The organism is Streptomyces cyaneofuscatus (genome assembly GCF_042718795.1).
Taxonomy (GTDB): Bacteria; Actinomycetota; Actinomycetes; order Streptomycetales; family Streptomycetaceae; genus Streptomyces; species Streptomyces cyaneofuscatus_A.
The window spans coordinates 45,708-60,321 of sequence record NZ_JBHXOX010000005.1 but is presented as its reverse complement, the minus strand read 5'-3'; the positions used below and the strand labels follow the sequence as shown (position 1 = coordinate 60,321).

Genomic DNA, 14,614 nt, shown 5'->3' with positions numbered 1-14,614 from the left:
GCCCCCAAGCCCATCCGCCTGTCCGCCCCGACCCCCGGAGCCCCTCATGGGACGTTATGTGATCCGGCGGCTGCTGCAGATGATCCCCGTCTTCTTCGGCACCACGCTGCTGATCTTCCTCATGGTGAACGTGATGGGCGACCCCATCGCGGGCCTCTGCGGCGACCGCCAGTGCGATCCGGCCACCGCCGCCCAGTTGCGCTCCGAGTTCGGCCTCGACAAGCCGGTCTGGCAGCAATACCTGACCTACATGGGGAACCTCTTCACCGGCGACTTCGGCACCGCGTTCAACGGGCAGAAGGTCACCGAGCTGATGGCCACCGCCTTCCCCATCACCATCCGGCTCACCATCGTCGCGATCGTCTTCGAGATCGTCATCGGCATCAGCCTCGGCGTCGTCACCGGCCTGCGGCGCGGCCGCCCCATCGACACCACGGTCCTCATCCTCACCCTGGTCGTCATCGCCGTCCCGACCTTCGTCACCGGCCTGCTGCTCCAGCTCCTGCTCGGCGTCAAGTGGGGCGTCATCAAGCCCTCGGTCTCCCCGGACCCCACCTTCGACGAGCTGCTCATCCCCGGCCTCGTCCTCGCCTCGGTCTCCCTCGCCTACGTCACCCGGCTCACCCGGACCTCGATCGCCGAGAACGCCCGCGCCGACTACGTACGCACCGCCGTCGCCAAGGGCCTGCCCCGGCGCCGGGTCGTCGTCCGGCACCTGCTGCGCAACTCCCTGATCCCCGTCGTCACCTTCATCGGCACCGACGTGGGCGCCCTGATGGGCGGGGCCATCGTCACCGAGCGGATCTTCAACATCCACGGGGTCGGCTACCAGCTCTACCAGGGCATCCTGCGCCAGAACTCCCAGACCGTCGTCGGGTTCGTCACCATCCTGGTCCTCGTCTTCCTGGCCGCCAACCTGATCGTCGACCTCCTGTACGCCGTACTCGACCCGAGGATCCGCTATGCCTGAGCCGCAGACCCCGGACGAAGCGATCTCCCAGGCGGGCGCCGGCGGCGCGACGGACCTCGCCATGGAGGAGGGCACCAGCCTGGAGAAGGCCCCGGGCGGCCCCGACGGCACCGGACCGGCCGGCAAGCCGCGCAGCCTCTGGTCGGACGCCTGGCGCGACCTGCGGCGCAACCCGGTCTTCATCATCTCCTCGCTGGTCATCCTCTTCCTGGTGATCATCTCGATCTGGCCCTCGCTCATCGCGAGCGGCGACCCGCTCCAGGCCAACCTGGACGACGCGCAGAAGGGCTCCGAGCCCGGCCACCCCTTCGGCTTCGACCCGCAGGGCCGCGACGTCTACACCCGGGTCGTGTACGGGACGCGTACGTCGGTCACCGTCGGCGTCTGCGCCACCCTCGGCGTCGCCCTCCTCGGCTCCGTGCTCGGCGGGCTCGCGGGCTTCTTCGGCGGCTGGTGGGACTCGATCCTCTCCCGCCTCACCGACGTCTTCTTCGGCATCCCCGTCATCCTCGGCGGCCTGGTCTTCCTCTCCGTCGTCACCAGCTCCACCGTCTGGCCCGTCGTCGGCTTCATCATCCTGCTCGGCTGGCCGCAGATCGCCCGTATCGCCCGCGGCTCGGTGATCACCGCCAAGCAGAACGACTACGTCCAGGCGGCCCGCGCGCTCGGCGCCTCCAACTCCCGGATGCTGCTGCGCCACATCACCCCGAACGCCATCGCGCCCGTCATCGTCGTGGCGACCATCGCGCTGGGCACGTACATCTCGCTGGAGGCGACCCTGTCCTTCCTCGGCGTCGGCCTGAAGGACCCGGCCGTCTCCTGGGGCATCGACATCTCCGCCGCCGCCAACTACATCCGCAACGCCCCGCACATGCTGCTCTGGCCCGCCGGGGCGCTGGCGATCACCGTGCTCGCCTTCATCATGCTCGGCGACGCGGTGCGCGACGCCCTCGACCCCAAGCTGCGCTGAGGAGCCGGTTGCCATGTTGCTCGAAGTGCGCGATCTGCACGTGGAGTTCCACACCCGCGAAGGCGTCGCCAAGGCCGTCAACGGGGTCGACTACTCGGTGGCCGAGGGCGAGACGCTCGCCGTCCTCGGGGAGTCCGGCTCCGGCAAGTCCGTCACCGCCCAGGCCGTCATGGGCATCCTCGACATGCCGCCCGGGAAGATCACCGGCGGCGAGATCCTCTTCAAGGACCAGGACCTGCTGAAGCTCAAGGGGGAGGAGCGGCGCAGGATCCGCGGCCAGGAGATGGCCATGATCTTCCAGGACGCCCTCTCCTCGCTGAACCCGGTCCTCACCGTCGGCGAACAGCTCGGCGAGATGTACGTCGTCCACCGCGGGATGTCCCGGAAGGACGCGCGGGCCAAGGCCGTCGAGCTGATGGACCGGGTGCGCATCCCGGCGGCGAAGGAGCGGGTCGGCCAGTATCCGCACCAGTTCTCCGGCGGGATGCGCCAGCGCATCATGATCGCCATGGCGCTGGCCCTGGAGCCGTCCCTGATCATCGCGGACGAGCCCACCACCGCCCTCGACGTCACCGTCCAGGCCCAGGTCATGGACCTCCTCGCCGAGCTCCAGCGCGAGCTGAACATGGGCCTCATCCTCATCACCCACGACCTCGGCGTCGTCGCGGACGTGGCCGACAAGATCGCGGTGATGTACGCGGGGAGGATCGTCGAGACGGCCCCCGTCCACGAGATCTACAAGGCGCCCGCCCACCCGTACACCAAGGGCCTCCTCCGGTCGATCCCGCGCCTGGACCAGAAGGGCCAGGAGCTGTACGCGATCAAGGGCCTGCCGCCCAACCTGCTGCACATCCCGCCCGGCTGCGCGTTCAACCCCCGCTGCCCGATGGCGCAGGACGTGTGCCGCAGCGATGTGCCGCCGCTCTACGAGGTGGACGAAGAGCGCCGGAGCGCCTGCCACTTCTGGAAGGAGACGCTCGATGCACGCTGACCACGAGGGGAGAGCGGCCGGTTCGACGCTGCTCTCCAAGGCACGGGAAGGCAGCAGGCCGTACGTCGAGGGCGAGCCGATCCTCGAAGTGCGGGACCTCGCCAAGCACTACCCGCTGACCCAGGGCATCCTCTTCAAGCGGCAGGTCGGCGCGGTCCGGGCCGTCGACGGCGTCGACTTCGACCTCCACGCGGGCGAGACGCTCGGCATCGTGGGGGAGTCCGGCTGCGGCAAGTCGACGGTGGCGCGGATGCTGGTCCACCTGGAGAAGCCCACCGCCGGGGCCATCCGCTACAAGGGCGAGGACATCTCCCAGCTCTCCGGCCGCGCCCTGAAAGCCGTACGCCGCAACATCCAGATGGTGTTCCAGGACCCGTACACCTCGCTGAACCCGCGCATGACGGTCGGCGACATCATCGGGGAGCCGTACGAGATCCACCCCGAGGTCGCCCCCAAGGGCAGCCGCCGGCAGCGGGTGCAGGACCTGCTGGACGTCGTCGGGCTCAACCCGGAGTACATCAACCGCTACCCGCACCAGTTCTCCGGCGGCCAGCGCCAGCGCATCGGCATCGCGCGCGGCCTCGCGCTCAACCCGGAGATCATCGTCGCCGACGAACCGGTCTCGGCGCTCGACGTCTCCGTACAGGCGCAGGTCGTCAACCTGCTGGACCGGCTCCAGGCGGAGTTCAGCCTCAGCTTCGTCTTCATCGCGCACGACCTCTCCATCGTGCGGCACATCTCCGACCGGGTCGGGGTGATGTACCTCGGCCGGATCGTGGAGATCGGCTCCGACGCGGAGATCTACGACCACCCGACCCACCCGTACACGCAGGCGCTGCTCTCCGCCGTCCCGGTCCCGGACCCGGAGGCCCGCGTCCACCGGGAGCGGATCATCCTCCACGGCGACGTGCCCTCACCCGCCAACGTTCCGTCGGGGTGCCGCTTCCGGACCCGCTGCTGGAAGGCGCGGGAGCGGTGCGAGCTGGAGGTGCCGCTGCTGGCGGTCCCGGCGGAGTTCCGGCTGGTGGACACCCCGGCCCGGCACGACTCGGCGTGCCACTTCGCGGAGGAGAAGCAGGTGGTGCCGCCGGAGGGGGAGCTGGGGGCGCCGGGGCGTGCGCAGGAGGGGGAGCTGGGGGCGCCGGGGCGTGTGCAGGGGCCGGATGTGGGCGGGCCGGGGAAGCCGGCGCCGGAAGAGGGCGGGCCGGGGAAGCCAGCGCCGGAAGAGGGCGGGCCGGGGAAGCCTCCGTCGGGCTGAGCGCCGGGCCGCCCGCGTCCGGCCCACGCCACCGGATCAGCTCTCGGCGGCGGCGCAGGACTCGCGGGACTCGATGGACTTCACGGCCGGGCCGAGCGCCGAGAGCACGGCCGATGCGTCGGTGGTCTCGTTGCGCAGCCGGACCTGGACGCCGGGGTCGCGGCCCCGGGTGGAGAACATCTTGACGGTCCGGTCGTCCGTCGGCGGCTGGGCGACCCAGTCGACGCCGCCCTCGTCGAAGCAGTCCCCACCGGCCTCGGACTCGGGCATCCCGCAGTAGACGATGACGTCGCCGTCCCCCCAGGCGGCGGCGCCGGTCACGTCCGATCTCTCCAGGGCGAACCCGCCCAGCCGGTCGGGGAGTTGGCCGGTGAGCGTGGAGCAGGCCGGGCTGCCCGCGAAGGGAGGCGTGGTGAGGGTGTAGCCGCCTCCGCCGCAGCCGGCGAGCAGGGCCGTACCGGCGGCCAGGGCGGCGGCGAGGCGCAGCGGCCCATGGATGTTCCTGGTCAAGGTGTTCCCCCGTGCGGGTGATGTGGTGATCAGTGTGACGATCAGTGCAGAAACCTATCGCCCGTCACCTCCCGGACCACCCCCGGATCCGTTAACAGGCAGGCAACTTGACCGTCGTCACACCGATATACGGACGCCGCATGCTGGACGACGTACGGCCGTGCGGGTGCCGTGGACCGGCCGGGGCGTCGTCTTGTCGCCCCGGCCGGTTGGGGTCTCAGGGGCGGGGCCCGGGGGTCAGGCGCCGGACAGTCCCAGCGACCGCTTGAGGAAGTCCACCTGGAGCAGCAGCAGGTTCTCCGCCACCTGCTCCTGGGGCGTCATGTGCGTCACCCCGCTCAGCGGCAGCACCTCGTGCGGCCGCCCGGCCGCCAGCAGCGCCGAGGAGAGCCGCAGCGCGTGCGCGACCACCACGTTGTCGTCCGCGAGCCCGTGCACGATCATCATGGGCCGCACCTGCTCGGCCGCGTGGGAGAGCCCGTCCTCGGTCATCAGGGCGTTGTACGCGTACACCTCGGGCTGCGCGCCCGGGTCGCCGAGATAGCGCTCGGTGTAGTGCGTGTCGTAGAGCCGCCAGTCCGTCACCGGGGCGCCCACCACCGCCGCGTGGAACACGTCGGGGCGGCGCAGCACCGCGAGGCCGGAGAGGTAACCCCCGTACGACCAGCCCCGGATGGCGACCCGGTCCAGATCCAGCGGGAACCGCCCGGCCAGCGCGTGCAGGGCCTCGATCTGGTCGTCCAGGGTGAGGACGAAGTCGTCCCGTACGGCCTTCTCCCAGGCGGGCGAACGGCCCGGCGCACCGCGCCCGTCCGCCACGACCACCGCGAAGCCCTGGTCCGCGAACCACTGCGAGGTGAGGTACGCGTTATGGGCGGCGACCACCCGGCGGCCGTGCGGTCCACCGTACGGATCCATCAGGACCGGAAGCGGACCATCCGATTCCTGGTAGTCCGACGGAAGCAGCACGGCGCACGGAATCCGCCGTGCGCCCCCCTCGGTGAGCGTCACCCGTGCCGCGATCACCGGCTCCTGCGCGTGGCTCGCGATCCGGACCAGCCGCTTGCCGTCCCGGACGACCCAGGCGGCCGATCCGGGCTCGTCCGGGGTGGCCGAGACCAGTACGGTCAGACCGCCCGAGCGGACGGCGGAGTGCACACCCACCCCTTCGGAAATCCGCTCGATTCCCAGCTCGTTGACCCGGTACACATGGCTCTCGCCGGTCTCCGGCACCACCGCCTCCTCGCCCGCCACGGCGGAGACGAGGATGTCGGACTCCCCGATGTCCAGCACCGCCTGGAGGTGCAACTGCGCCCCGGTCAGCGGCCGGTCGCCGACCGCCAGCACCCGCGCGCCGCCCTCGTCCGCGATCCGCACGAGCCGCCCGTCCGGCGCCCACGCGGGCACCCCGCCGAACAGATCCAGCCATACCGGGTCCTCGTCGACATGGACGATCCGGGTCTCACCGGACTCCGGATCCACCGCCAGATACCGCTGGCTGCGCTGGTCACGGGCCTGCACGAGGAGCAGCGGGGCACCGGCGGAGGACCAGTGGACCTGGGCCAGGTACGGGAACGCCGCCCGGTCCCAGACCACCTCCGTACGGGCGCCCTCCAGGTCCGTCACGAAGAGCCGCACCTCGGCGTTGGCCGTCCCCGCCGCCGGATAGGCCACCTCGGCCGGCTTGCGCTCCGGGTGCGCGGGGTCGGCGATGAACCACCGCTGTACGGCGCTGTCGTCGGCCCGCGCCACCAGCAACCGGTCCGAATCCGGCGACCACCAGAAGCCCCGGAAGCGGTGCATCTCCTCGGCCGCGATGAACTCCGCCAGACCGTAGGTGACATGGGCGTCCTCGGGCTCCGCCAGCGCCCGGTCGCCGTCGCCCTCCGCGCCGACGACCCGCAGCGCGCCCTTGGACACGTACGCGATCAGGCGCCCGTCGGGGGAGGGGCGCGGGTCGATCACCGGGCCCGGAACCGGCAGCGCCCGGGCCGTACCGGCCCGCAGCTCGGCCACGTACACCTTTCCGGACAAGGCGAACGCGGCCAGCTCGGCCGCCGCGTCCACCGCGTACGACACGATTCCGGCCGACCCCTCACGGGTCCGCTCGCGCCGGGCCCGCTCCTGCGGCGACAGCCGCTCCGCCGAACCCCCCAGCAGCGCCTCCGGATCGGCGACCAGCCGCTCCTCGCCGGAGGCCGGGTCGAGCACCCAGAGCCGGTTGGTCCGGTCGGTGCCCGAGGTGGAGCGCAGGAAGATCACCCGCGTCTCATCCGGTGAGACGGTGAAGGCGCGCGGTGCGCCGAGAGTGAACCGCTGGGTCCGTGCGTGCTGGCGGGGAAAGGACAGCTTCGGTGAGGTCATGGCCCCGAACTTAGCCTCGCGCAGCGGTCCGTGCGCCCCTCGTGCTGCTGTGCCCCGATCAATGCGTTGGCACGGATAGTTATGATCCGTAGCGCTCGGTGGGTAAGAACCCGTCGGCTCCGTGTATCCCCGTTTCCCCGTCCCAACCGTCCTGATGGAGGTGAACCGCCGTGGCGCTCTCGATTTCGGCGGTGGTGCTGCTGGCGATCATCGTCTTCCTGCTGATCCGGAAATCCGGACTGAAGGGCGGACATGCGGTGGTCTGCGTGCTGCTGGGCTTCTACATCGCGAGTTCGTCCGTGGCGCCGACCATCTCGGATCTCACGTCCAACGTGGCGGGGATGATCGGGAGCATCAAGTTCTGACCATCCGTATGCGCCTTCCGACCGCCTGTACCCGCTTTCCGTCGTCGTGTGCCCGCTTTCCGGCCCGGTACGCCCGCCGTTGACGCGGTCGGCGGGGAGCGGGGGACACCGGGGGCCGCCGGGCTCGTAGGGTGGTCCCCATGAAGGACCTCCCCGCCCGCCGTCTGCTGCTGGTGCACGCGCACCCGGACGACGAGTCGATCAACAACGGCGCCACCATGGCCAGGTACGCGGCCGAGGGTGCCCACGTCACGCTGGTGACGTGCACGCTGGGCGAGGAGGGCGAGGTCATCCCGCCCGCCCTCGCCCGCCTCGCCGCCGACCGGGACGACGTGCTCGGCCCCCACCGCGTGGGCGAACTGGCCGCGGCCATGAAGGAGCTCGGCGTCACCGACCACCGCTTCCTCGGCGGCGCGGGCCGGTTCCGCGACTCCGGGATGATGGGCACCGAGCAGAACGAGCGCCCCGGAGCCTTCTGGTCCACCCCGGTGGACGAGGCCGCCGCCCCCCTCGTGGAGGTCATCCGGGAGGTCCGCCCCCAGGTCCTCATCACCTACGACCCCGACGGCGGCTACGGCCACCCCGACCACATCCAGGCCCACCGGGTCGCGATGCGCGCCGCCGACCTGGCCGCCGACCCGGCGTACGGCACCGGCGCCCCGCACACCATCGCCAAGATCTACTGGAACCGGGTGGAGCGGACCGTCCTGGAGGCCGCCTTCGACCACCTGCGCACGACGGCCCCCGACACCTTCCCCGGCATCGCGGCCGTGGACGACGTCCCGGGTGTCGTGGACGGCGACGCGATCACGGCGGAGATCGACGGATCGGCGTACGCCGGGGCGAAGGCGGCGGCGATGCGCGCCCATGCGACGCAGATCGCGGTGGACGGCGAGGGTTCCTTCTTCGCCCTCTCCAACGACCTGGGCCAGCCGCTGCTGACGACGGAGTGCTACGAGCTGGTGCGGGGCGTTCCGGGGTCCGCCGGGGGAGCGCGGGAGGACGACCTGTTCGCGGGGGTGGCGGAGGCTGGAACGGATGCCGTACGGGAGGCCGGGGCGGGTGCCGTACGGGACCGGGCAGCCGGTTCTGCTCCGGCTTCTGCTCGGGGTTCTGCTCCGGGTTCCGCTTCGGGGGCCGGGCCGGATTCCGCATCGGGGGCGGGCGCATGAGCACGAACCACGGCAAGGGCCGTGACCGCGCCCAAGGGCCGCGCACCGACCGGCCACGCGCCGGCGCACGCGGTAAGGCCCCCAGCAGCAACGCACCACGTACGAACGCCCCGCCCCGGGTGCCCGAGGGCGCCGGCTTCACCGCCCGGCCGAACCCCGCCCGGATCGCGGCCTACTTCGGGCTCGCGGTGCTCGGCGCCCTCGTGGCGCTCGCCGGGACGCTCGTCCAAGGGGCCTGGTTCCCGGGCGGGTTGATCATCGCCCTGGCCGGCTCGGCGGGCCTCTTCTACGGCGGCCGGGTCCTGACCGGCACCCAGATCGGCGCACTCGCGCCCGCGGTCGGCTGGTTCATCACCGTGTTCCTCCTGCTGTCCGGCCGGCCGGAAGGCGACTACGTCTTCGGCGACGAACTCGGCCTGGTGCTCTTCATGCTCGGCGGAACCGCCGTCGCTGTGATGTGCGCCACCACCTCCAAAGTGCCGCAATCAGCCACGCGTAACGGCCGGTCCGGTATCTGAAGTGCTAAGTCCGCGCCCGGAATGCCCCCCACAGGTGTGATGCCGAGGTGGAGGTTTCCCCCGGTCGCGGAGTGTCCTACGGCGGCGGCCAGTATGGTGGTGCGCGCGCCGAGCCGTCCCCTGGCCTGCGGCATGGGGGAAGTACGGGCGGCGGAGCCAATCGGGAGAACCTGCTTTGAGTCGTGAAACTGACAGTTCGTCCTCCGGGCCCCAGGGGCGCGGCGGAGCCGCGTACCCGTCGGGTACGCCGCCGTACGGATCCCGCCAGTATGCGTCGCCGGCCGGCTCGGACGAGACCCCGGAATCCGTCGATCCGCCCCGGCCCGACGAGCCGAAGACCGAGACGACGCTGACGACGCGCATCCGGATCAACATCCCCGGGTCGCGTCCCATCCCGCCGGTCGTGATGCGTACGCCGATGGCCGAGAGCGACATCGCCACCGGCCGCCCCGACGCGGAGCGCACCGGCAGCACCGCGCGCCCCGGCACGCCACCGTCCGCGCCCTCGGGCCTGACGGGCGGCGCGTCGTCCGGCGCGTCGGCCGGCGCATCGGCCGGAACCGGAGCGTCCGGTGGCCCGGCCTCCCCGTCGCCCGCCCAGTCGCGGGACGGCGGCGGCTCCACCGAGCCGTCCGCCGCCTCCTCCGGCGACGAGCCGGCGAAGGGGAAGAGCGGCAGCGACTGGTTCGCCCCGCGCAAGAACCCGGCACCGGCGCCCGCACCGGCTTCCGGTACCGGTGGTGCGCCGGGTTCCGGTGGGGCGCCCGGTACGGGTCCGGCCGGTCCGGGCCCGCTGGGTGCCGGCAGCCAAGGTCCGCTGGGTTCCGGTGCCCCAGGCCCGGGTGGCCCCGGTCCCGGTGGCCCGGGTGCTCCCGGCGTTCCCGGCGGGACGGGCCTCGGTGGCGGGCCCGACGGCGCCGGCCGGCCGCGTCCCGATCTGCCGTACTTCTCGGACGCCGCGCCGCGCCCCGGTGACGGCCCCGGCCCCTCCGGTTCCGGCTTCCCCGGCCCTGGCGGCCCTGGCGGCCCCGGCGGCTCCGGCGGCTCCGGCAGCGCCCTGGACGGCTACAGCACGGAACCCCCCGGCGGGGGCCCGCGCTCCATGCCCGACCCCGGGATGCGCACGCCCGGTTCGCCCGGTACGCCCGGCCCGTCCGGCCCCACGACGGGCCCGGTCACCGGTACCTCGGCGCTGACCCCCAATCTCGACGGCGTCCCCGGACTCGGCGGCCCCGGCCCGATGGTCCCGGGCGCCCCCGGCGGCGTACCGCCCCGGCTCTCCGACGACACCGCGATCCTGACGCCGCAGTCCCCGGCGCCCGACCCCGGCCCCGGTGGCCATGTCTCGGGCGACACGCTGACCAGCGGCATCCCCGTGGTGCCCAGCGAGCCCCGCTCGACGTTCCCGGGCAGGCCGGGCGGTCCGGGCGGCCCCGGCGGCCCGTTCCCGGGTGGCCCCTTCCCAGGCGGTCCCGGTGCCACCGGCGGCTCCGGCGACCCGTTCGCCGACGGACCCGCTGGCCCGGGTGGCCCCGGCGGCCCGGGTGCGCCCGCGCCCGGCCGCTCCGCCGCCCGCCCGGCACCGACGCCTCCCGCACCCGCCCCCGCACCCGCGAAGAAGGGCCGCTCCAAGCTGGTCCTCCTCGGCGTGGCCGCGATCGTGCTGCTCGGCATCGCCTACGGCGCCGGGCTCCTGCTGAACCACTCCGAGGTCCCCAAGGGCACTACGGTGCTCGGCGTCGACATCGGCGGCGGCACGAAGGAGGAGGCGGTCACCAAGCTGGAGGCCGCACTCGGCGAGCGTTCCCAGGCGCCGCTGGCGCTGTCCGTGGACGGCAAGGAGCAGAAGCTGGACCCGGCGAAAGCCGGTCTCGTCCTGGACAGCCAGGAGACCGTGCGCGGCGCGGCGGGCAGCGACTACAACCCGGTCTCCGTGATCGGCTCGCTGTTCGGCGGCGCGCGCACCGCCGACCCGGTGATCCCGGTCGACGAGGAGAAGCTCGGCGTCGCCCTGACCGACCTGGCGGGCGTCGCCGGTTCGTCCCAGGACGGCACGATCCGGTTCGAGCCGAACAAGGCAGTCGCGGTGCCGGGCAAGCCCGGCAAGACCCTGGACGTCGGCCAGTCGCTGATCTCCGTCCGCGACGCCTACCGCGCCCAGGTGCAGACCGGCCAGGCCCGGTTGGTCGAACTGCCCGTCGCCACCCGGGAGCCCACCATCACCCAGGCCGAACTGACCCGGGCGATGAAGGAGTTCGCGGAGCCCGCGATGTCCGACCTGATCACCATCAAGGCGGGCCCGAAGCAGATCCAGTTCGGCCCGGCGCGTTCGCTGCCGCAGATCCTCTCCATGAAGGCCGTCGACGGCCGGCTGGTCGACGTCTACGACAAGGAAGCGATCACCACCCTCCTGGACGGCGTCTTCGACGGCATCGAGGCGGTCAAGGCCGACGGCACGAAGCACCCGGTCGGCGCCGACGACGTGGCCCAGGCGATGAAGACGGCCCTGGCCGGCAAGACCCCGGCAGAGCGCACGGTCACCATCAACCTGACCGGCGAGGGCTGAGCCTCCCGGCCATGAGCACCCTCGACGGCCCCCGCCCGGACACCCCGGGCGGGGGCCGCGGCCGTCTGATCCCCTTGCGGACGGACCTGGGGGGACGGGAGAACGCAGTGAAGCGGGGCCCGGCGCTCATCAGCAGCCGGACCCCGCTCCCGTACAACTCCCGTAGGGGGTAAAAGGACTACGGGAAGTTCACCACCTGCGAGGGGATGGTCTCCGTGCCGGACGTCGGGGATCCGGTCTCGTTGATCACGTGCTCGTACTGTCCGTTGCCGCCCAGCGAGACCACGATCAGGCTGTGGAACTTCACGCCGGGCTTCACCGGTGCCTTGAAGCCGTGGCCCTGCACGATGGTCGGGTCGACGTTGTAGTAGCAGTAGCTGCCCATGCCCCAGCCCTCGTGGACGTCGACCGAGTCGTCGACCCGGTAGGCCGCGTAGCCCTTCGTGTCGCCGTTCTGGATCGCCTCCTGGTTGGGGGCGTCGTACGCCTTCTCGTTCTGGAAGAAGATCGTCCGGCCGCGTTCGCCGTACCACTCGACGTCGTACTTGTTGAAGTGTTCAACGAACAGCCCGGTGGCGAGGACGTCGTCGCCGTTGACGCGGACGCCGTAGTCGGCCCGGTTGGTCTCCCAGCCCCAGCCTTCACCGTGGTCGGCCCGCCACACCCAGGTGTGGTCGATGATCACGTCGTCGCTGTTGACGACGATGCTCGTGGTCGCCTTGCCGGGGCCCGCGCCACCGATCCGTACGAACACGTCCTGGAGCGAGGTGGGGTCGGCCGCGTGGTCGGCCGAGGCGTTCTCCGGGCCGACCTCGATCAGCGTCTTCGAGTTCACCGGGCCCGCGTCGACCAGGAGGCCCGCGAGCTTCACACCGGACACGTCACCGACCTTGATCGCCGTCACCCCGTTGTCCGGGATGATCGTCGCGAGGCCGAGGCCGAGGGCCACCGTGTCGGGGCGGTTGATGGTGATCGTCTCGTCGATGTGGTAGACGCCGGGCGTGAAGAGCAGGTGCAGGCCCTGCTCCACGGCCGCGTTGATGGTCGCCGCGTCCGCACCCTCCTTCACCACGTAGAACTGGTCCAGCGGGATCGACTCGCCGGCCGGCGTGCCGTTCGCCCACGACGTGCCGCGCGCGTTCTCCCGCTTCTCCGGGACGAAGACCTTGTAGTCGTCCCCGTCGAGGTGGAGGAACGGCTTCTCGCGCGAGATGGGGGTGGTGTCGAGCGTCGTGTACGGCGGCTCCGGGAAGTTGTTGGCCGGGGCGCCCTCGACGCCCGAGAACGTCATGTTCCAGACGCCGTTGCCCCAGCCGCCCACCGTGCTGTCGCGGGTGTACCACTGCTGCTGGGAGTAGGGCCCGACCTGGCCGTCGATCTTGCTGTCGGCGATGTAGCCGCCGCTGGCCCAGCCGTACCCGTCGGGCGCCAGGTTCAGCCCGCCCTTGACGTGCATCCGGCGGAAGGGCGCGGCCTGGGAGACCGCCCAGCGGTTGGTGCCGGAGACCGGGTTGAGGGTCAGGTTCTCCGCCGAACGCCAGAAGTTCTGCGTGGCGTTCCCGTCGAACCAGCCCGCGTCGACCGTCACATCGCCGTTGAACGTGGTGTCGTTCGGGTGGAGCCCGAGGCCCGCGATCTGCGTGTAGAACCCGATCTGCGCGTTGATGTCGTCGTACGTGCCCGGCTTGAACATCAGCGCGTAGCGGTCCAGGCCGAACTGCGCGGACTCCTGCTTCTTGAAGATCTCGTCGACCTTGCCCTGGATGTCGGGCGTGGACGGGTCGAAGACATGCACGTTGGGTCCGAGGTCACCGCCGCCGGGGATGGCGGCCTGGACCTTCTTCTCCTTCTGGGACTCTTCGCCGAACGCTGTCTGGGCGGTGGGGACGGCCATGAGCAGCGATACGGCGAGCGCGGCGAACCCGAGGGCCTTGGACCGGCGGTGCCTGCGCGGTGAGGAGCGTGGTGCGGTGGGGGGTGCGGAGCGCGGTGCGGTGTTTGGTGCGGTGGGGGGAACATGCATGGAGGTACGTCTCCTGGGTCGTGGTACGCGTGCACGACGGACGGGCGGGAGAGCGCCTGTGGGGAGAAAGCGAGAGAGCGCTCTCTCGTTACGGTGATGTTTCCCCGGTGGGCCTGTACGCGTCAAGAGGTGTGCGTGAGGCGTCTCGTGCGAGCGGCCGGATTCGTAACAACTGACGCCAGTGGTACGGCGATTGACCGGTTTCGCGGTCAGTTGGGGCGCTCGTTGACTTCATGAACTGATGTCCCGCGTGGGTGGAGTGGCCTCCGGCGGCGCGATGCCGGACGAGCGGGCGTCCGGCGCAGGGGGGACCATGGGGCCATGAGCTCGTCCGCCGCCGGTCCGCCGCGTCCGCCCCGCGGCGAGAGCCCGCCCCCTGTCGAGCGCCCGCCCCAGGACGCCGGGCGGCGGATCAAGGTCTGGTTCCGGTCCGTCCCGCGCGAGGACGGGCTGCCGTACGACACCGAGGGGCTGTGGGCGACCCGGCTGAGCGCCGACACCGCCCGGGTCGACAACGTCCCCTTCCTCCAGGACGGGGTCGCCGAGGGCGAGACCGTACGGTTCGCGACCGACGCGGACGGGGTGCACTGGGCCACCGGGCGGGTGGCCGACTCGGGCAACTGCACCGTACGCGTGCTGCCCGTGCTGGACGGCCCGCTCGGCCGGGACGCCCACGCCGTGCACGAGCGGCTCGCCCCGTTCGGGCTGGGCGGCGAGGTCTTCAGCGCGGATTTCCCGCTGGTCGCGTTCACCGTGCCGGGCGGCGCGGACCTCCGGGCGATCAAGGAGCTGCTCGTCCGGGGCGAGGAGGAGGGGTGGTGGCACTTCGAGGTCTCGTGCGCCACGGAGGCGTGGGGGGCGGCGTAAGGAGGCCTGGGAGGCGCCGGGGTCGTGGAGCCGGCTCGGT

12 protein-coding genes are annotated in these 14,614 nt (G+C 71.9%); 9 read left to right on the top strand and 3 right to left on the bottom strand.

Annotated elements, in window-relative coordinates; all coding sequences use genetic code 11:
- Window positions 1–46 precede the first annotated feature (46 nt).
- From ACFWRT_RS06470 to ACFWRT_RS06455, 4 genes are read left to right on the top strand one after another with little or no spacing between them, the layout of a single operon-like run.
- Window positions 47–970, top strand: a complete 924-nt coding sequence (locus tag ACFWRT_RS06470; protein WP_380953033.1) for an ABC transporter permease — start codon at window positions 47–49, stop codon at window positions 968–970.
- A complete protein-coding gene (locus ACFWRT_RS06465) occupies window positions 963–1,940 on the top strand; it encodes an ABC transporter permease (protein ID WP_380953032.1) in 978 nt (325 codons plus the stop codon). Before ACFWRT_RS06470 ends, ACFWRT_RS06465 begins: the two co-directional genes overlap by 8 nt.
- 13 nt (window positions 1,941–1,953) lie before the next feature.
- Window positions 1,954–2,931: an ABC transporter ATP-binding protein gene (locus ACFWRT_RS06460; protein ID WP_380953031.1), complete on the top strand. Its 978-nt coding sequence runs from the start codon at window positions 1,954–1,956 to the stop codon at window positions 2,929–2,931.
- On the top strand, window positions 2,921–4,189 hold the full coding sequence (locus tag ACFWRT_RS06455) for an ABC transporter ATP-binding protein (RefSeq protein ID WP_380953030.1): 1,269 nt from the start codon (window positions 2,921–2,923) through the stop codon (window positions 4,187–4,189). The genes ACFWRT_RS06460 and ACFWRT_RS06455 overlap by 11 nt, the downstream gene beginning before the upstream one ends.
- 36 nt (window positions 4,190–4,225) lie before the next feature.
- Here the strand turns inward: ACFWRT_RS06455 and ACFWRT_RS06450 are convergent, their stop codons facing one another.
- Together ACFWRT_RS06450 and ACFWRT_RS06445 are read right to left on the bottom strand one after the other, a co-directional pair.
- Window positions 4,226–4,699, bottom strand: coding sequence for a DUF3515 family protein (locus tag ACFWRT_RS06450; protein WP_380953029.1), 474 nt, complete (start codon window positions 4,697–4,699; stop codon window positions 4,226–4,228).
- A 237-nt stretch (window positions 4,700–4,936) separates the two neighbouring features.
- The gene (locus tag ACFWRT_RS06445; RefSeq protein ID WP_380953028.1) at window positions 4,937–7,063 is read right to left on the bottom strand and encodes a S9 family peptidase; all 2,127 of its coding nucleotides are present in this window, start codon (window positions 7,061–7,063) and stop codon (window positions 4,937–4,939) included.
- Window positions 7,064–7,233: 170 nt separating this feature from the next.
- Here ACFWRT_RS06445 and ACFWRT_RS06440 point away from each other — a divergent pair, with 170 nt between their 5' ends.
- From ACFWRT_RS06440 to ACFWRT_RS06425, 4 genes are all read left to right on the top strand, one after another.
- A complete protein-coding gene (locus tag ACFWRT_RS06440) occupies window positions 7,234–7,428 on the top strand; it encodes a hypothetical protein (protein ID WP_109163769.1) in 195 nt (64 codons plus the stop codon).
- Window positions 7,429–7,568: 140 nt separating this feature from the next.
- Complete coding sequence (mshB, locus tag ACFWRT_RS06435) at window positions 7,569–8,600, top strand: N-acetyl-1-D-myo-inositol-2-amino-2-deoxy-alpha-D-glucopyranoside deacetylase (RefSeq protein WP_380953027.1); 1,032 nt, start codon at window positions 7,569–7,571, stop codon at window positions 8,598–8,600.
- Window positions 8,597–9,118, top strand: coding sequence for a DUF6113 family protein (locus ACFWRT_RS06430; RefSeq protein ID WP_380953026.1), 522 nt, complete (start codon window positions 8,597–8,599; stop codon window positions 9,116–9,118). Before mshB ends, ACFWRT_RS06430 begins: the two co-directional genes overlap by 4 nt.
- Window positions 9,119–9,293: 175 nt before the next feature.
- Window positions 9,294–11,684, top strand: coding sequence for a hypothetical protein (locus ACFWRT_RS06425; protein ID WP_380953025.1), 2,391 nt, complete (start codon window positions 9,294–9,296; stop codon window positions 11,682–11,684).
- 178 nt (window positions 11,685–11,862) lie between these two features.
- Here ACFWRT_RS06425 and ACFWRT_RS06420 read toward each other — a convergent pair whose 3' ends face one another.
- Window positions 11,863–13,707, bottom strand: a complete 1,845-nt coding sequence (locus ACFWRT_RS06420; protein ID WP_380953024.1) for a coagulation factor 5/8 type domain-containing protein — start codon at window positions 13,705–13,707, stop codon at window positions 11,863–11,865.
- A 321-nt stretch (window positions 13,708–14,028) separates the two neighbouring features.
- Between ACFWRT_RS06420 and ACFWRT_RS06415 the strand changes: the two genes are divergently transcribed.
- The gene (locus tag ACFWRT_RS06415) at window positions 14,029–14,574 is read left to right on the top strand and encodes a DUF4265 domain-containing protein (RefSeq protein WP_380953023.1); all 546 of its coding nucleotides are present in this window, start codon (window positions 14,029–14,031) and stop codon (window positions 14,572–14,574) included.
- The last annotated feature ends 40 nt before the right edge of the window (window positions 14,575–14,614 follow it).